The 17,444-nt window shown below is 72.0% G+C and carries 18 protein-coding genes; 13 read left to right on the forward strand and 5 right to left on the reverse strand.

The annotated features are described in order from the left end of the window. The coding region (locus tag AC07OQ_RS23110) for an ArsR/SmtB family transcription factor (protein ID WP_495055493.1) at window positions 1–486 on the reverse strand (486 nt) is incomplete at its 3' end. Between the two features lie 73 nt (window positions 487–559). Here AC07OQ_RS23110 and AC07OQ_RS23115 point away from each other — a divergent pair. From AC07OQ_RS23115 to AC07OQ_RS23150, 8 genes are all read left to right on the forward strand, one after another. Next, window positions 560–1,579 (forward strand): cytochrome P450 family protein, encoded by a 1,020-nt coding sequence (locus AC07OQ_RS23115; protein ID WP_495055494.1) that lies wholly within the window; start codon window positions 560–562, stop codon window positions 1,577–1,579. Beyond that, window positions 1,576–1,926: an antibiotic biosynthesis monooxygenase family protein gene (locus tag AC07OQ_RS23120; protein WP_495055495.1), complete on the forward strand. Its 351-nt coding sequence runs from the start codon at window positions 1,576–1,578 to the stop codon at window positions 1,924–1,926. The genes AC07OQ_RS23115 and AC07OQ_RS23120 overlap by 4 nt, the downstream gene beginning before the upstream one ends. 63 nt (window positions 1,927–1,989) lie before the next feature. After that, the gene (locus AC07OQ_RS23125) at window positions 1,990–2,265 is read left to right on the forward strand and encodes a DUF2277 domain-containing protein (protein ID WP_495055496.1); all 276 of its coding nucleotides are present in this window, start codon (window positions 1,990–1,992) and stop codon (window positions 2,263–2,265) included. Between the two features lie 28 nt (window positions 2,266–2,293). After that, window positions 2,294–3,220 (forward strand): LysR family transcriptional regulator, encoded by a 927-nt coding sequence (locus AC07OQ_RS23130; protein ID WP_495055497.1) that lies wholly within the window; start codon window positions 2,294–2,296, stop codon window positions 3,218–3,220. 78 nt (window positions 3,221–3,298) lie between these two features. Beyond that, a complete protein-coding gene (tcuA, locus tag AC07OQ_RS23135) occupies window positions 3,299–4,708 on the forward strand; it encodes an FAD-dependent tricarballylate dehydrogenase TcuA (RefSeq protein WP_495055498.1) in 1,410 nt (469 codons plus the stop codon). Then, window positions 4,695–5,882: a tricarballylate utilization 4Fe-4S protein TcuB gene (tcuB, locus tag AC07OQ_RS23140; protein WP_495055499.1), complete on the forward strand. Its 1,188-nt coding sequence runs from the start codon at window positions 4,695–4,697 to the stop codon at window positions 5,880–5,882. The genes tcuA and tcuB overlap by 14 nt, the downstream gene beginning before the upstream one ends. 46 nt (window positions 5,883–5,928) lie before the next feature. Beyond that, window positions 5,929–6,891 carry a Bug family tripartite tricarboxylate transporter substrate binding protein gene (locus AC07OQ_RS23145; protein WP_495055500.1) on the forward strand — a complete coding sequence of 321 codons (963 nt, stop codon included), beginning with the start codon at window positions 5,929–5,931 and terminating at the stop codon, window positions 6,889–6,891. A 136-nt stretch (window positions 6,892–7,027) separates the two neighbouring features. Next, window positions 7,028–7,513: a CreA family protein gene (locus AC07OQ_RS23150; protein ID WP_495055530.1), complete on the forward strand. Its 486-nt coding sequence runs from the start codon at window positions 7,028–7,030 to the stop codon at window positions 7,511–7,513. Here the strand turns inward: AC07OQ_RS23150 and AC07OQ_RS23155 are convergent. The 3 genes from AC07OQ_RS23155 to AC07OQ_RS23165 are packed head-to-tail and all read right to left on the reverse strand — an operon-like array spanning window position 7,506 to window position 10,226. Continuing rightward, window positions 7,506–8,582 (reverse strand): lactonase family protein, encoded by a 1,077-nt coding sequence (locus tag AC07OQ_RS23155; protein ID WP_495055501.1) that lies wholly within the window; start codon window positions 8,580–8,582, stop codon window positions 7,506–7,508. The genes AC07OQ_RS23150 and AC07OQ_RS23155 overlap by 8 nt on opposite strands. Then, window positions 8,576–9,274: a chitinase gene (locus AC07OQ_RS23160; RefSeq protein WP_495055502.1), complete on the reverse strand. Its 699-nt coding sequence runs from the start codon at window positions 9,272–9,274 to the stop codon at window positions 8,576–8,578. Before AC07OQ_RS23160 ends, AC07OQ_RS23155 begins: the two co-directional genes overlap by 7 nt. A gap of 31 nt (window positions 9,275–9,305) precedes the next feature. Next, the gene (locus AC07OQ_RS23165) at window positions 9,306–10,226 is read right to left on the reverse strand and encodes a LysR family transcriptional regulator (protein ID WP_495055503.1); all 921 of its coding nucleotides are present in this window, start codon (window positions 10,224–10,226) and stop codon (window positions 9,306–9,308) included. A gap of 71 nt (window positions 10,227–10,297) precedes the next feature. Between AC07OQ_RS23165 and AC07OQ_RS23170 the strand changes: the two genes are divergently transcribed. The 5 genes from AC07OQ_RS23170 to AC07OQ_RS23190 all read left to right on the forward strand — a co-directional run bounded on the left by AC07OQ_RS23170 (window position 10,298) and on the right by AC07OQ_RS23190 (window position 16,621). Continuing rightward, the gene (locus AC07OQ_RS23170) at window positions 10,298–10,507 is read left to right on the forward strand and encodes a YjiS-like domain-containing protein (RefSeq protein WP_495055504.1); all 210 of its coding nucleotides are present in this window, start codon (window positions 10,298–10,300) and stop codon (window positions 10,505–10,507) included. Between the two features lie 61 nt (window positions 10,508–10,568). Continuing rightward, window positions 10,569–12,089, forward strand: a complete 1,521-nt coding sequence (locus AC07OQ_RS23175; protein WP_495055505.1) for an AMP nucleosidase — start codon at window positions 10,569–10,571, stop codon at window positions 12,087–12,089. Window positions 12,090–12,119: 30 nt separating this feature from the next. After that, window positions 12,120–13,307, forward strand: coding sequence for a GGDEF domain-containing protein (locus AC07OQ_RS23180; protein ID WP_495055506.1), 1,188 nt, complete (start codon window positions 12,120–12,122; stop codon window positions 13,305–13,307). Window positions 13,308–13,420: 113 nt separating this feature from the next. Beyond that, entirely contained in the window at window positions 13,421–14,080 is a 660-nt protein-coding gene (locus AC07OQ_RS23185; RefSeq protein ID WP_495055507.1) for a GNAT family N-acetyltransferase, read from the forward strand. 156 nt (window positions 14,081–14,236) lie between these two features. Beyond that, window positions 14,237–16,621: a DUF6351 family protein gene (locus AC07OQ_RS23190; protein WP_495055508.1), complete on the forward strand. Its 2,385-nt coding sequence runs from the start codon at window positions 14,237–14,239 to the stop codon at window positions 16,619–16,621. A 16-nt stretch (window positions 16,622–16,637) separates the two neighbouring features. Here AC07OQ_RS23190 and AC07OQ_RS23195 read toward each other — a convergent pair whose 3' ends face one another. Further along, a complete protein-coding gene (locus tag AC07OQ_RS23195; protein ID WP_495055509.1) occupies window positions 16,638–17,390 on the reverse strand; it encodes a TetR/AcrR family transcriptional regulator in 753 nt (250 codons plus the stop codon). Window positions 17,391–17,444: the final 54 nt, after the last annotated feature.

Raw genomic sequence — 17,444 nt, forward strand, 5'->3', positions numbered from 1 at the left:
GGCCAGCGCCGCGGCGCCCGCCTCGGTCAGCGCATAGGCGCGCGGCGCCTCGCCGCCCGGCGCGATCCAGCGCCGGCGCAGCGCATGGTCATGCAGGCGCACGCCCCAATGGCCGGCCAGATGGTCGTAGCAGCGCCGCGCCTCGCGCAGGGTCTCGGGCGTGCTGGGCTCGAAGCGCGGTCGCGGCTGGCCGGCCAGCACCAGCAGCGACTCCAGCGCCTGACCCACCTCGGCGCCGCTCAGCCGGTAGTAGCGATGCCGGCCCTGGGCCAGGCATTCGATCAGGCCCTGCTTGAGCAGACGCGCCAGGTGCGCGCTGGCGGTCGAGGCCGCGACCTCGCCGACGGCGGCGAGCTCGGTGGCCGTGCGCGCATGGCCGTCCATCAGGCAGCACAGCATGCGGGCGCGCACCGGCTCGGCCATGCTGGCCGCGATATGGGCCAGGGCCTGGTCGGCGGTTTCGGGAGCGGCGCAGGCGACATCCATGCTTCGATGCTAGACGAAGCGTGGGCGGCTGTCGAAAGGCACAGTGGACGCATTGCAGCAACGAGAACATGCCATGTGCCCCTTCCATCAAGCGACGCTGCGCCGGGACAGCGCCGCCGGCCTCTGGGTGTCCGACAGCCCCGCGGACAGCCTCGCGCTGCTGCGGCGCACGGACGGCGCGCTGGCCGTGCGGCCGCCGGATCAGCCGCTGCCGCCGCAGCTGGACGCCGCCAGCGTGCTGGGCCGGCTGTTCCCGCATTGGCTGCGCCAGCGCGACGACGCCGACCGGAGCGCGCCCAAGGCCGCACTGACGCAGGCCCTTGCGGCCCTGCCGCCGAGCGCGGTACGGGACCATCTGCGGCGCCAGGCCATCCTGGCACGGCGCGGCGGCGACTGGAACCACTGGGCCTGGGTCGTGCCGGCCGCCGGCATCGCCAGCCTGCTGGGCCTGGCCATCGGCGACCGCGCAGCGCAGCGCCGGCTGCGCGAGCGCCTGCACGCGCTCGGCGACGGCCTGGCGGGACGGCGGCCGGCCGCGGCCGATGCAGCCTGCATGGCGCTGCTCGCCGAGCTGCGCAGCGCCGATCCCGCGGCCCCGCTCCAGCGGGCGCTGCAGCGGCATGCGCCGGCGGGGATCTGGCGCGGCGACGACGCCTTCGAGGCCAACCGGCTCGCGCTGCTGTGGCAGAGCTTCGAGGCCGGCGCGGCCCTGCTCGCCAACGCGCTGGCGCGGCTGAGCGAGTGCCCGGCCCTGCGCCGACGCGGCGGCATGCGCGCCTGGCTGCCGACCCTGGTCGACGCGGGCGGCGCGGTGCGCAACACCCGGCGCTTCGCGCAGACCGCGCTGACGCTCGGCGACGCCACGCTGCGGCCCGGCGACGGCCTGCTGCTGAGCCTGCAGGGCGAGGGCGCCGGCTTCGGCGCCGGCACGCACCGCTGCCCCGGGCAAGACCTGGCCCTGCTGAGCGCCGCCACCGCGCTGGAACAGCTGCTGGAAGTCCCGCCCCCGCGCTGGCCGCAGCGGGTGTTGGATGATCTCGTCCTGCCCAATGCCCGCATCCCGCGTTTCCTGACCCCGGAGCTTGAACCATGATTGCCGTGATCTTCGAAGTCCAACCCCATGTGGAAGGCCGCCAGCGCTATCTGGACCTGGCCGCCGAGCTAAAGCCCCTGCTGGAGCAGATGGACGGCTTCATCAGCATCGAGCGCTTCCAGAGCCTCAGCGATCCGGCCAAGCTGCTGTCGCTGTCCTTCTGGCGCGACGAGGCCGCCGTGCAGGGCTGGCGCCGCCTGGAGGCGCATCGCGCGGCGCAGGGCGAGGGCCGCTCCGGCGTGTTCGCCGATTACCGGCTGCGCGTGGCGGCGGTGCTGCGCGACTACGGGCTGCACGCGCGCGACGCGGCGCCGGCGGACAGCCGCAGCCACCACGACCGCGCTTGATTGACGGCGGCCGCGCACCGGGCGCACACTGCCCGCCGCGCCTCTCGTCCATCGCCGTGCCGCATGTGCAGAAACATCAAGACCCTCTTCAACTTCGAGCCGCCCGCCACTGAGCTGGAGATCCGCGACGCGGCGCTGCAGTTCGTGCGCAAGCTCAGCGGTTTCAGCGTGCCGTCCAAGGCCAACGAGGCGGCGTTCGAGCGCGCCGTGGCCGAGGTGGCGGCCTCGGCCCGGCTGCTGGTCGCGTCGCTGGTGACGACGGCCGAGCCGCGCGACCGCGAGGTCGAGGCGGCCAAGGCCAGGGCGCGCAACGCCCAGCGCTTCGGCGCCGGGCGCTGAGGCCTCGCGGCGCGCCGATACTCGGCCGATGGAACTCCGCCAACTGCGCTACTTCGTCCGCGTCGTCGAACTGGGCAGCTTCAGCCAGGCCGCGGCCTCGCTGGATGTCGTGACCTCGGCGCTGAGCCAGCAGATCAGCAAGCTGGAGGGCGAACTCGCGACCCGCCTGCTGCAACGCGGCTCTACCGGCGTGCGCCCCACCGATGCCGGCCTGGCCTTCTGGCGCCAGGCCCAGCTGGCGCTGCGCCATGCGGACGATGCCGTGGTGGCGGCCCAGCTGGCACGGCTCTCGGGCCATGTCAGCGTTGGCCTGCCGCCCAGCACTGCCAGCGTGCTGGGCCTGCCGCTGATGCGGGCGATGCGCGAGCGCTATCCCGAGGTGCGCCTGCATCTGGTCGAGAGCCTGTCCGGCCATCTGGCCACCATGCTGAATGCGCGCCAGCTCGATCTGGCCGTGCTGTTCCAGGTCGACGCGGCGCGGCGCTGGAGCGTGCAGCCCCTGCTGCAGGAGCGCCTGTTCGTGATCGGCGAGCCCGCGCTGGCCGGCCTGCCCCGGGGCAGGAGCGTCAGGCTGGCCAGCCTGACCGCGCTGCCCCTGGTGCTGCCCAGCAAGCCGCACAATCTGCGCAGCGTCGTTGAGGCCGCCTTCACGCGGGCGCATTGCCAGCCGCATGTGGTCATCGAGGTCGACGGCCTGGCCCTGCTGATGGACGCCGTGGCCGCGGGCCTGGGCGCCACCATCCAGCCGGGCGCGGCGGCGGCGCGGCTGCGGCGCGAGGATCTGGCCCTGATCCCCGTCAGCGACGCCCATGCGCGCCGGCCCAATCTGCTGGTGAGCCTGTCGGACGACGAGCTGTCGCCGGCCGCCATCGCGGCACGCGTGGTGATGGCCGACGTGGCGCGCCGGCTGGTGGCCGAGGGACTATGGGCCGGCGCCGCCCTTCACGAATCGTGAAACCCCTTTGACGCAAACCTCGTTTCGCTGAAACCCTGGCCTCCCTAGAGTGCGACGCCTGCACTCGAGGAGACGGCGGTGGTGGATGTCCTGGTGATCGGCGGCGGCAATGCCGCGCTGTGCGCGGCCCTGATGGCGAGGGAGGCGGGCGCCAGCGTGCTGCTGCTGGAGGCCGCCCCCAAGGCCTGGCGCGGCGGCAACTCGCAGCACACGCGCAATCTGCGCTGCATGCACGACGCACCGCAGGACGTGCTGGTGGACGCCTACCCGGAAGAGGAATACTGGCAGGACCTGCTGAAGGTCACCGGCGGCGCCACCGACGAGGCGCTGGCGCGCCTGGTGATCCGCGCCTCGGCCGACTGCCGCCCCTGGATGCGCCGCCACGGCGTGCACTTCCAGCCCTCGCTGTCCGGCGCCCTGCACACCGCACGCACCAATGCCTTCTTCATGGGCGGCGGCAAGGCCCTGGTCAACGCCTACTACCGCAGCGCCGAGCGCCTGGGCGTGCTGATCCGCTACGAGGCGCAGGTGCACAGCCTGGAGCTGCAGGACGGCCGCTTCGTCGCCGCCCATGTGGGCGCCGAGCGCATCGCGGCACGCGCCTGCGTGCTGGCGGCCGGCGGCTTCGAGTCGAACCGCGACTGGCTGCGCGAGGCCTGGGGCGTCAACGAGCGCGGAGAGCACCCGGCCGACAACTTCCTGATCCGCGGCACCCGCTACAACATGGGCACCCTGTTGCGTTTCATGCGCGATACGGCCGGCGCCGACATGATCGGCGATCCGACACAGGCCCATATGGTGGCGATCGACGCGCGCGCGCCGCTCTACGACGGCGGCATCTGCACCCGCATCGACTGCGTCTCGCTGGGCCTGGTCGTGAACCGCGAGGCGCGGCGCTTCTACGACGAGGGCGAGGATTTCTGGCCCAAGCGCTATGCGATCTGGGGCCGGCTGGTCGCCCGGCAGCCCGGCCAGGTGGCCTGGTCCATCATCGACGCCAAGGCCGTCGGCCGTTTCATGCCGCCGGTGTTCCCCGGCACGCGCGCCGAAACCCTTCCCGAGCTGGCTCGGCAACTGGGCCTCGACCCGGCACGCCTCGTCGCCGAGATCGAGGCCTATAACGCGGCCTGCCGCGTCGGCCGCTTCGACCACACCGCGCTGGACGACTGCCATACCGAGGGTCTCGTTCCGCCCAAGACCCATTGGGCACGGCCGCTCGACACGCCGCCCTTCTACGGCTATGCGCTCAAGCCCGGCATCACATTCACCTATCTGGGCCTCAAGGTGAACGAGCATGCCGCCGTGCATTTCGGCGGCCGGCCCAGCGACAACCTCTTCGTCGCCGGCGAAATGATGGCCGGCAATGTGCTGGGCAAGGGCTACACGGCCGGCGTCGGCATGTCGATCGGCACGGCCTTCGGCCGCATCGCCGGCACCCGGGCCGCAGCGGCCGCAATCCAGAAGGACCCCACCCATGCAGCAGCTTGAAGCCCTGACCCGCGAGGCCGCGGCCCTGGCCGGAAGCGGCCCCGCGCGCGTGATCCCGATCCTCCCCCTGAGCGCCGCCGAGGCCGAGGTGGGCCGCGTGCTGCAGATCTGCAATGCCTGCCGCTACTGCGAGGGCTTCTGCGCGGTGTTCCCGGCGATGACGCGCCGGCTCGAGTTCGGCGACAAGAACGACATCCACCTGCTGGCCAACCTCTGCCACAACTGCGGCGCCTGCCTGCATGCCTGCCAGTACGCGCCGCCGCACGAGTTCGCGGTCAATGTGCCGCAGGCGATGGCCGGGGTGCGCGGCCAGACCTACGCCGACTACGCCTGGCCGCCGGCCCTGGGCGCGCTTTACCAGCGGCAAGGTCTGACCCTGGCGCTGGCCCTGAGCGCGGCGCTGAGCCTGTTCCTGCTGCTGGCCGCGGCGCAGAAGGGGGGGCTGTGGCGCATGCCCGCCGCGGGCGAGTCCTTTTACTCGATCTTCCCCCACCACTTGATGGTGGGCCTGTTCGCGCCGGTGTTCCTGTTCGCGGTGTTCGCCTTGGCGATGGGCCTGCGGCGCTTCTGGCGCACCGGGTCGGCGGGCCCGCTGTCGGGCGCGGCGGCCGGCGAGGCCGCGCGCGACGCGCTGAGCTTGAAATACCTGGACGGCGGCCATGGCCAGGGCTGCAACAACGCGGACGACGCCTTCACCCTGGCGCGCCGGCGCTTCCACCACTTCACCTTCTACGGCTTCATGCTGTGCTTCGCCGCCACCGCCGTGGCCACGCTCTATCACTACGCCTTCGGCTGGGCGGCACCCTATGACTTCACGAGCCTGCCCAAGCTGCTGGGCAGCGCCGGCGGCGTCGCCCTGCTGATCGGCACGACCGGCCTGTTCCGCCTGAACCTGCGCCGCCATTCGTTGCAGCAGGACGCGGCACAGCAGCCGATGGACCGCGGCTTCATCGCCCTGCTCTTCCTGACCGCGGCCAGCGGCCTGGCGCTGATGCTGCTGCGCGGCACGCCCGCCCTGCCTCTGGCGCTCAGCCTGCACCTGGGCGCGGTGATGGCCCTGTTCGCCACCCTGCCCTACGGCAAGTTCGCCCATGGCGTCTACCGCAGCGCGGCCCTGCTGAAGTGGGCCATCGAGAAGCGCCAGCCGAGCCGCTTGCAGCTCGGCGACGAGTAAGCCCCTTTCCCCTGACCCATACATCCATCCACACAGGAGACATCCCATGCAGAGACGATCGATGCTGGCCGCGGCGCTGGCGCTCTGGCTGCCCCAGCTCGCACCGGCCCAGGAGTTGCCGAAGAAGCCGCTGACCCTGGTTGTCGGCTTCGCGGCCGGCGGTGCCACCGATGCGGCGGCCCGCATCATCGCCAAGAAGCTGCAGGAGAACCTGGGCCAGAGCGTGGTGGTGGAGAACCGCGCCGGCGCAGGCGGCAATATCGCCCACCAGGCCGTGGCCGCCGCCACGCCCGACGGCAGCACCATCCTGCTGGGCTCGATCGGCCCGCTGACGATCGCGCCGCACATGATGAAGGTCGGCTACGAGCCCTTCAAGGACCTCGCGCCGCTGACCATGGGCGTGATGTTCCCGAATGTGCTGGTCGTGCATCCGGGCACCGGCATCAAGTCCTTTGCCGACTTCATCGCCCGCGCCAGGGCCAGGCCGGGCGCGCTGGACTTCGCCTCCACCGGCGCGGGCTCGGCCTCGCACCTGGCCGGCGAGCTGCTGAACCAGCGCGCCGGCATCGAGACCATCCACATCCCCTACAAGGGCGGCGCCCCGGCGCTGCAGGACCTGTTGGGCGCTCGCGTCGCCGCCTACTACGCGGCCCCGCCGACCGCGCTGCCGCACATCGAGGCTGGCAAGCTGATCGCGATCGCCACCACGGGGCTGAGCCGGCCGGCCTTCATGCCGAACGTGCCGACCATCGCCGAATCCGGTTACCCGGGTTTCAACGCCAGCAACTGGTATGCCTTCGTCGCGCCCGGCAAGACAGCCGAGCCCGTGCTGGAGCGCTGGAACAAGGAGCTGGTCAAGGTCCTGAACGCGCCCGAAGTGCAGGAAGACCTGAGGAAGCATGGCCTGACCCCGGCGCCGAACAGCCGCAAGGAACTGGCCGCCTTCATCGCCAGCGAATCCAGGACCTGGGGCCAGCTGGTGCGGGACCGCAGGATCACCGCGGATTGACGGCCCCCCTACGCGCTTCGCGCGCCCCCTCAAAGGGGGCGAGTCCGCAGGACCGGCGGAGCCGGATCCCCGGACTCCGCTGGCCTCGCCATCCTCCGGTAGAGTCGGCGCCAGTTCATATCGGAGAAGCGCCATGATGCGTTTGCGATTCCGTTTGCGATTCCGTTGGCTGGCGTTGGGCGCGCTGAGCCTGACCGCCTGCACCCGGGCCGAGCCGGTCGGCGAGGTGGACACCGTGTTCAAGCTGATCGGCCCGGACCACAAGATCGTCGTCGACGCCTATGACGACCCCAAGGTGAGCGGCGTGACCTGCTATGTCTCGCGCGCCAAGACCGGCGGCGTCAAGGGCGCGCTGGGCCTGGCCGAGGACAAGAGCGAGGCCTCGATCGCCTGCCGCCAGGTCGGGCCGGTCGCGATCGCCAAGCCGCTGCCGCAGCAGGAGGAGGTGTTCAACGAACGCATCTCCCTGGTGTTCAAGAAGCTGCGCATCGTCCGCATGGTCGATGCCAAGCGCAACACCCTGGTCTACCTGACCTACTCCGACCGCGTGATCGAGGGCTCGCCGCAGAACAGCGTCACCGCGGTGCCGGTCGATCGCGGCACGCCGATCCCGCTCAAATAGCCGCCGGCAGGCACAGCAGGGCCGCCGGACTGGGCACCGCCACCCATTGCTCGGCAAAGCGCGGGCAGCCGTCCGCCGCGTCGAGCGCGAACACCGTCAGATGGTCGCTGCCCTGGTTGCCGACCAGCAGCCAGCGGCCGCTGGCATCGAGGCAGGCGCTGCGCGGATAGCTGCCACGGGTCCACTCGCAATGCCGCAGCTGCGGCCGGCCATCCGGCGCCAGCGCAAACACCGCGATGCTGTCGTGCAGGCGGTTCAGCGCATAGAGATGGCGGCCGTCCGGCGCGGCCAGCAGGCCCGACGCGAAACTGGTGCCAGCAAAGCCGGCCGGCAGGCTGGCAAGCTCGGCCGCCGTCTGCCAGTGGCCCGCGGCGTCGCGCCGCAGCCAGGCCAGGGTGGAGGACTCCTCGCCCAGCACATAGAGCAGATCGTCGCGCCGCGGATGGAAGACCGCATGGCGCGGCCCGGCGCCCGGCGAGGCGTGCCAGAGCCGTGGCGCGGCGAGCGCGCCATCGTCCCCGAGGTCCCATTCGACCAGCAGGTCCAGGCCCAGATCGGTGGCCAGCAGGCGCCGGCCGTCGGGCGCGTACAGCGCCTGATGAACATGGGGGCCGTCATGGCCGCTGTGCGCAAAACTACCCGGCGGCGCCAGCGCCGCCTGCTGCGGGCCGGTCGCGCCCAGCGAGGCCATGCTCTGCTGCGCCAGCCGCTCGGCGGGCAGCCCCTGCCCGTCCAGCGCCCAGACCGCGACCGCCGCGCTGCCGTAATGCGCAACGCTCAGCTGCCGCCCCGCCGGATGCAGGGCCAGGTGCACGGGCAGCCGCCCGCCCGAGGGGCGCTGGTCCAGCAGGCGCAGCGCGCCGTCGGCCTCGATCGCATAGCTGCTCAGCCGGTCGGCCTGCTCGTCGGCCGTGTAGAGCCGGTCGCCGGCGCCGCAGAGCCAGGATGGTCCGCCCTCGTTCGGGGTCAGGTCTTGCCGCTCCAGGCGGCCGGACCGCAGATCGAAGGCGAAGCGCGTGATGCCTCGACCCTTTGGGCCGTAGCTGCCCACATAGAGCCGGCTCAGCATGTCAGCGGCTCCTGTGGCGCCACGCCAAGCAGCGCGCTGAGCTCGCGGTAGCGCCCCGCCCGCGCCTGCATCTGGCGCGCGCCCAGCGAGTCCGGCGCCTGCCCGCATTCCAGTGCGCCGTTGATGCTGCGCGTGGTCGCGCCGAAGCCCAGGCCGGCGGCCAGCGCCGCATGGGCGCTCAGGGTGCCGGGGCCGGGCTGCGTCATCCAGTACCACAGCGCGGTCTGCCAGGCGATGCGCTCGTCCTCGGCCACCAGGTCCGGCCGGGCCCACAGGTCCAGGCCCAGGGCCGCGCCGGCGGCCCGGTACTGGTAGTTCCAGGACAGCTGGATCGGGCCGCGGCCATAGTACTGCCGTCCCGGCGCGCAGCGCTCGCCGGGCAGCTGCTCGCGGCAGTAGTGAGCATGGCGGCTGCTGTCGTACTCGCGCAGCGCGCGCAGTCCGTCGGACTCGTGATCGATCTGGCTCAGGAAGGCGGCCAGCTCCTGGCGGTCGCGCCGCGCGTCGCCGCTGTTGGCGAAGGCCGGGAAGGCGCGCCGCGCCGCCTCGAAGCCGGCCCAGCTGTAGAAGGGCAGGCGCTGCGGGAACAGGGCCTCGAAGCGCGCGGCATCCAGCGAAGCCGGAGCGGGCGCGGCACAGGCGGCCAGCAGCGCGGCGGCGGCCAGGGCAAGAAACGGGCGCGGGTTCTTCACGGTCGGGGCGCAGATCGATGAGGGGCCGCCATCATGCCTGGGTCCGCGCCGGTTCGGCGCATTGGGCCAGCACCTCCAGCACGGCCCGCGCCCCGCCCGGCAGCAGCTCGGGGCGGCGGTGCACGATGCCCAGCTCGCGCATCAGCGGCGGATCCAGCGGACGCATCTGGATGCGCTCGTGCAAGGCCTGGCCGGGCGGCGCGTCCGGCTGCTCCAGCGGCAGCAGGGCCGCGCCATAGCCGGCGGCCACCAGGCTCTTCATCGCCTCGGTGTAGTTGAGCTCGATGCGCGCGCGCGGGCTGAAGCCGGCCGCGCCGAACCAGGCCATGGTCAGCCGGTACATCTGCGTGCGGTTGTCGTTGAAGAGCAGCGGCCGCTCGGCCAGCCAGGCCGGCGTGATCTGGTCGGGCACATCCCAGTCCGGCGGCAGAAAGGCCAGCATCGGATTGCTGCGCCAGGGCGTCATCACCAGCTCGGCCCGGCCGCCGGCCGCCGGTAGGGTGATCAGCGCGATGTCCAGGCTACCGGCCTCCAGCATGCCGACCGCCTCGATCGAGCCCAGCAACTGCACCTCGACCTCGATCTCCGGATAACGCCGGGCCAGCAGGTCCAGCACGCGCGGCAGCAGGTAGACCACCACGCCGGTGGCCGTCCCCAGCCGCACCTTGCCGGCCAGGCCCAGGGCATGGCGTCGCACCTGGGCCTCGGCCTCCTCGGCATCGCGCAGCAGCCGGCGGCCGCGCTCGGCCAGCGCCGCACCGGCCGAGGTGAGCCGCGCGCCGCCACGCTTGGCGCGCAGCAGCAGGGCCGTGCCCAGGCGCGCCTCCAGCTCGCCGATGTGCAGGCTGACGGTGGGCGGCGCCAGATGCAGGGCCTGGGCGGCCGCGGCGAAGCTGCCCAGATCGGCGATCGCGATCAGGGTGCGGAGCTGGTCAAGGTTGAGGCTTCGCATCAGTTTTCCTGAATCACATAGTCAGATGATTCAACTTCTCAAATCTTAGGCCAAGACCGAGCATGGCGTCCATGGACACCACCGCCACCGCCCCGACCCTGGATCACCTGCCCGGCCGCCACGGGCTGGCCCGCCTGCTGCGCCGCTGGCGGGCCTGGCGCCGCCGCGCCGCGGACCGCAGGCTGCTGCTGGCCATGAGCGAGCAGGAGCTGCGCGACATGGGGCTGCAGCGCGGCGACATCGAGCGCTGGCTGGCCGCCCCGCCGCAGGAGCGCCGCTGACCTGGGACAACCCGGTGCCGGGTCTTGCCCCAGAGGGCCGCGGTCGCGCCACAATCGCCGCATGCAGCCCCAGCTCCAGGCGTCGTTCTACGCGCCCGAATCCTTCACCGACGCCGCGGCCGCGCTGGCGCGGGCCCGCGAGATCTACGAGGCCGGCACCGCCTGCCTGCGCGAAGCGCTGCAGCGCTTCGTGGCCGGCGAGGAGATCGGCCCGGTGCGCGCCTGCTATCCCTTCGTGCGCGTGCGCACCGACACGGTGGCGCGCGCCCCCACGCCGCAGCCCTCGCGCCTGTCCTATGGCTTCGTCGCCGGCCCGGGCAGCTACGAGACCACGCTGACCCGGCCCGACCTGTTCTGCGACTACTACCTGGAGCAGTTCCGCCTGCTGCTGGTCAACCATGGACAGCCGCTCGAGGTGGGCAGCAGCCACCAGCCGATCCCGCTGCATTTCGCGCTGTCCGAGCATGAGCATGTCGAGGGCAGCCTGAGCGCCGCGCGGCGCCTCTTGATGCGCGACCTGTTCGACCTGCCCGACCTGGCCGCGATGGACGATGGCATCGCCAACGGCACGCACCGGCCCGGCAGCGGCCAGGCCGAGCCGCTGGCCCTGTTCACCGCGCCGCGCGTCGACTATTCGCTGCACCGGCTGCGCCATTACTGCGGCAGCTCGCCGGAGCATTTCCAGAACTTCGTACTGTTCACCAACTACCAGTTCTACATCGACGAGTTCTGCCGCCTGGGCCATGAGCTGATGCAGCGCGCCCCCGACCCGGCGGCGCCGCATGAGCATGACGACTGCATCGCGTTTGTGGAGCCCGGCAATATCGTCACGCGCCGCGTGGGCCTGCCCGCCGAAGGCCTCGACGCGCTGGGGCAGGTCCTGCCGCGCCTGCCGCAGATGCCCGCCTACCACCTGATCCGGCGCGACCGCAGCGGCATCACGATGGTCAATATCGGTGTCGGCCCGGCCAATGCCAAGACCATCAGCGACCATATCGCGGTGCTGCGCCCGCATGCCTGGCTGATGCTGGGCCATTGCGCCGGCCTGCGCAACAGCCAGGCGCTGGGCGACTATGTGCTGGCCCATGCCTATGTGCGCGAGGACCATGTGCTGGACGAGGAACTGCCGCTGTGGGTGCCGATCCCGCCGCTGGCCGAGATCCAGCTGGCGCTGGAGGCCGCGGTGGCCCAGGTCACGGGCCTGACCGGGCCCGAGCTGAAGAAGATCTTCCGCACCGGCACCGTGGCCTCGACCGACAACCGCAACTGGGAGCTGCTGCCCTACCCCGGCCCGGAGCGCCGCTTCAGCCAGAGCCGCGCGGTGGCGCTGGACATGGAGAGCGCCACCCTGGCGGCCAACGGTTTTCGCTTCCGCGTGCCCTACGGCACCCTGCTGTGCGTCTCCGACAAGCCGCTGCACGGCGAGATCAAGCTGCCCGGCATGGCCAACCAGTTCTATCGCGAGCGCGTCGACCAGCATCTGCGCATCGGGCTGCGCGCGGTCGAGCTGCTGCGCGCCCAGCACCTGGACCAGCTGCACAGCCGCAAGCTGCGCAGCTTCGCCGAGGTGGCCTTCCAGTAACCCCACGACCAGTCCGACGAGCGGCGCGCGATGCACTTCCACATCCCCACCCTGTTCACATTGCTGGTGATCCAGGCCCTGGCGCTGGCCCTGCTGCTGCCGCTGCTGATGGGCTGGAAGGCCGCCAGCGCCGGCGCCCGCCACGCCCAGCTGGGCATGGGCCTGCAGGGCCTGGGCTGGCTGGTCCTGCTGCTGGCCGCGCTGCCAGCCGCGGCGGCACTGGAGCGCGCGCTGGGCACCTTGGGCGTGGGCCTGATCAGCGCCTCGCTGAGCGCGCTGTGGCTGGCGATGAACGATTGGCTGGGGCCCTACCGCGGCCGCCGCGCGGTGCTGGCGCTGCCGCCCCTTGTCGCCCTCGGCTATCTGCTCAGCCACGACAGCTACGCGCTGCGCCTGGGCGGCTCCAACACCCTGTTCGGCCTGCAGCTGCTGCTGATCTGCTGGGCCCTGGCCAGGCCGCAGCGGCGCCTGCCGCCCGAGCTGGCCCGGCCCAGCCGACGCTGGCGCGGCCTGCTGCTGGCCTGCCTGCTGCTGCTGGCCCTGCTGACCCTGTGGCGCGGCGCGCTGGCGCTGTTCGACACCCCGGCCTATCCCGACTTCTACACCCCGCATCCGGTCAACACCCTGGCCGCCGTGGTCTGCAATCTGGCCGTCACCCTCAGTCTGGCGGCCATGCTGGTGGCCTGGCGCGGCGAGACCGAGAGCGCGCTGCTGCGCCTGGCCCAGACCGACGCGCTGACCGAGCTGAACAACCGCCGCGCCTTCGGCGCGCGTGCGGTCGACATGATCTCGATGGCGCGCCGCTACCGCGAGCCGCTGATCCTGCTGATGATCGATCTGGACGGCTTCAAGGCCATCAACGACCAGCGCGGCCACGAGGTCGGCGACCAGGCGCTGCAGCTGTTCGCCCGCTGCCTGCGCGAGCGCATGCGCCTGGGCGACCTGGTCGGGCGCCTGGGCGGCGAGGAGTTCGCGGTGCTGATGGCGCGCACCGAGGCCGAAGGCCCGCAGGCGCTGGACCGGCGTCTGCGCGAGGCCCTGGCCGCCAGCGCGCCGCAGCAGCTGGGCTTCGCGCTGGATTTCAGCGCCGGCTGGGCCCGGCTGCGCCCGGGCGACCGCAGCATCGAAGACCTGATGCGGCGCGCCGATGCGGCGCTCTACGAGGCCAAGCGCGCCGGCCGCGGGCGCCTGGTGGCCGAACCGGGCGCGGAGCAGTAGGGCCGGAACGGGACCGCCGAAGCTGGCACGGGCATTGCATTGGGGATTACCAGGCCCCGCAGGTTCCACGAGAACCGGCGGCTTCCAGGTCCTATCGATCGCCGCAGTCCACCATGCTCTTCCGTCAAGCCCAGTCCGTCCAGCCCGCCGTCATCGATCTCGGTTTCCAGGCCGTCCGCTACGAACGCACCGCATTGACCGCCGTGCTGCGCCAGGCGCCCCGTGCCGCGCCGCGTCCCGAGGTCAAGCGCCTGAGCTCGCGCGATCTGCAGTGGCTGCCGGCCCTGTGCGACCTGCTCACCGACAGCGTGCACCATGGCGCCACCCTGGGCTTTCTGGCCCCGATGTCGCGCTACGCGGCGCTCGACTACTGGCATGGCGTGTTCGCCCGCCTGGGCCCGCACCAGAGCCTCTGGATCGCCTGCGAGGGCGGCGACGCAGACCGCCCGGCCCAGCTGCAGGGAGCGGCCCAGCTCTCGCTGTGTCCGCAGGCCAATGCCCACCATCGCGGCGAGGTGCAGGGCCTGATGGTGCACAGCCGCTCGCGCGGCCGCGGCATCGCCAGCCAGCTGATGAGCAGCGTCGAATGCGCGGCGCTGCAGCAGGGCCGCACGCTTCTGGTGCTCGACACGCCGGCCGGCTCGCAGGCCGAGGCCGTCTACGCCCATCTGGGCTGGCAGCGGGCCGGCGAGATTCCCGACTACGACAGCTGCGCCGAAGGCCGGCTGCACAGCACCGCGCGTTACTACAAACGCCTGCAGATGCCCCGCTGAGGGGCCCGGCAAACTAGGGAGTGCCGGCGCCAGACACTGGCGCCGACGTCCCCCGCGGGTCTATGGTCGGGGCCGGCCAGGAGACGCCGCGGCGCGACCCATGGCCGTCATCCCAGACCAACAAGGGCCCGCCGAGGGTCCAAGGAGACAGCAGCCATGAGAGTCGGAAGCCCCGGGGCCGCCGTCGCGGCCTCGTTCGTCCTAGGCCTGTTCCTGAATGCCTGCGGCGGCGGCGGGCCCATCGGGACCAGCGCCCAGACGCTCGACGGCGGCCCCGCGGCCGCCGCCCAATCGGCCGGCGAGCGCGGCGGCGGCGGCGATCGCTCGCGCACCCGGCTGGAGCTGCTGTCCGGCCCGGCCCGGTATGTCTCGGGCGGCGACGCCCGCATCGCCCTGCACGCCGCCCCAGGCCTGCGCGACAAGCTGGAGCTCTGGCTCAACGGCCGGCGCATCGCGCCCGCGCTGCAGGAGCTCGACGGCGCGCTGGAAGGCGTGATCGACGGCCTGGTCGACGGGGACAACCTCCTGCAGCTGCGCCACCGCAGCGGCCCGCTGCTGGACAACCTGCGCCTCGTCAACCACCCGATCACTGGCCCGATCTTCTCGGGCGCGCAGCAGCAGCCCTTCGTCTGCACCACCTTGCAGGGCGCGGTGGGCAAGCCCGCGCTGGTGGACGCCGGCATGCCGCCCGGCAACCCGGTGTTCGATGCCCTGGGCAACAAGCTGGGCTACAGCCGCCATTGCAGCATCGCCACCTTCGTCAGCTACTGGTATCGCAGCACGGCCAACCAGTGGAAGGCCCTGCCCGCCGACGCCGGCCGCCCGGCCGACATCGCCACAACGACGCTGGCGGACGGCCGCGTCGTCGACTTCGTCGTGCGCCAGGAACGCGGCAGCGTCAACCGCTTCCTCTACAGCTTCGCGATGCTGGCGCCGCGCGGCGAGAGCGCGGCGGCGCCCGACCTGAGCCTGTGGAACAAGCGCCTGCAGTACTGGTTCCAGGGCGGCGTGGCGATCGGCCATTCCCAGGGCACCCTGCATGGCGGCGCGATGAATGCCGACATCCTGCGCGGCGGCACCGCCATCGTGCATTCCAGCGGCAACAACACCGGCACCCACTACAACCTGCAGCTCGCGGCCGAGACCGCGCTGATGACCAAGGAGCGCTTCATCGAGCGCTATGGCCGGCCGCTCTACACCTATGGCCTCGGCGGCTCGGGCGGTGCGATCCAGCAGTACATCCTGCAGCAGAACCTGCCCGGCATCCTGGACGCGGCCCTGCCGGTGCAGAGCTATCCGGACATGGTGACCCAGACCATCCATGTCGGCGACTGCGAGCTGCTGGAGCATTACATGGACGCCACCGACCGCGCCAACCCCAAGTGGCGCGTCACCAAGAACCGCAGCTGGCTGGTCGGCATGAACGCCGAGGACGCGGTGCCCGATCCGCTGGCCGCGGCCAAGACCGCCCTGGGCTACGGCACGGCACCGGGCTCGAGCGAATGCGTCAAATCCTGGCGCGGCCTCACGCCGCTGGCGATGAACCCGCATTACGGCCGCGCGCCCAACCAGGAGCTGTACGAGCCGCAGAGCGACATCGCCGCGATCCGCTGGACCCATTACGACGATCTGCGCAATATCTACGGCGTCGACGCCATGGGCGCGGCGCGCCCGACCTGGGACAACGTCGGCGTGCAGTACGGCCTGAGGTCGATGCAGGAAGGCAAGATCACGCCCGAGGAGTTCCTCGACCTGAACTTCAGGATCGGCGGCTGGAAGCATCCCAGCCAGATGCTGCAGGAAGGCTACCCCTTCCTGGGCAGCCTCGGCCCGGCCAGCTTCGACCCCTGGAGCCGGCGCAATATGAACCTGAGCGCGGGCCCCGAACTGGCGGCGCCGCGCACCGCCGCCGACCCGATCGCGACCCGCGCCGCCTACAGCTCGGGCATGGTGTTCGGCGGCCGGCTCGACCTGCCGACCATCGACCACCGCCAGTACATGGAGCGAGAACTGGACATGCACAACGTGCACCAGTCCTTTGCGGTGCGCCAGCGCGTGATCGACAGGATGGGCCACAGCCAGCACCTGGTGATCTGGTTCACCGACACCCTGCCCGGCCAGCCCAAGGCCAGCCAGAGCCTGGAGGCGATCGCGGTGATGGACGAGTGGATGGCCAAGATCCGCGCCAATCCGGGCAAGAGCCTGGCCGAGAACCGTCCGGCCCGCGCGGTGGACAGCTGCTTCGACGTGCAGGGCCGGCTGATCTATGCCGGCGAGGACGCCTGGAACGGCATCCTCGACGACCGCCCCGCCGGCCCCTGCACCCAGCGCTTCCCGCTCTACGCCACCTCGCGCATCGTCGCCGGCGCACCGCTGCAGGGCGGTATCTACCAATGCGCCCTGAAGCCGGTCGAGCAGGCGCTGCGGGACGGCAGCTACGCGCCCTGGATGCCCAATGCCGCGGCCGTCGCCAAGCTCAAGGCCAGCTTCCCCGACGGCGTGTGCGACTACAGCCGGCCCGACCGCGCGCGGCCACAGTAGGGCCGCGCCGGTCGCTTCAGCCCGGTGGCGTCAGCAGGTCGACGACACCGGCGATGCGCGCCTCCAGGTCGCACCAGGGCAGCCCGCCCAGCGGCACCTGGGCGATCTGCTGCAGCGAGGCACCGTGCAGCAGGGCCCACAGGGTCTGCGCGCGCAGGTCCGGATCCGCGGCCGGGGCGCTCACCAAGCCGCGCAGCAGCGCATAGACCTCGACCGGCACCGCCTCGCGCATCAGCAGGCGGTAATGGTGCGGATGGGCCACCGCCCAGCGGATGTAGGCCGCCGCCGCGCGGCGCAGCGACAGCCGCGCGTCCGCCCCCTCGATCTGGCCGGCCAGCACATCGGCCAGGCCCTCGCGCGCCTCGGCGGCGAAGCGCGCCAGCAGGTCGGCCTTGTCGGCGAAAAAGCTGTAGATCGTGGCATGGGAGTAGCCCACGGCCGCGGCCACCTCGCGCAGGGTCACGGCCTCGAAGCCGCGCTCGGCGAATAGCGCGCGCGCGGCTTCGAGGATGCGCTGCTCCAGCTCGGCCTTGTGCGCGGCGCGGCGCTGTGCCGAGGCCGTGGCCTGCTTGTGCTTCTTCAGCGGCCCCTCGGGCTTGGGCGTCTTCAGGCGCTGGCGCGGCTGCGGCTTGGCCGCCGGCTTCTCGGCCCGCGGGTCGCTCGGTTCGCCCGGCGCCGGCGCCACCACGCCCGAGGCGCGGTGCAGCCCCTTGGCGCCACTGGGCCGCGGCGGCGGATTTAGAAAGGGAATTGCAGTTTTGCTAACCATTGGTTAGTATTTTGTCATTGGTTAAACGAAGCCTACACCATCGCGACCTGGAGA

Source organism: Roseateles sp. GW821-FHT09B06, from assembly GCF_059418245.1.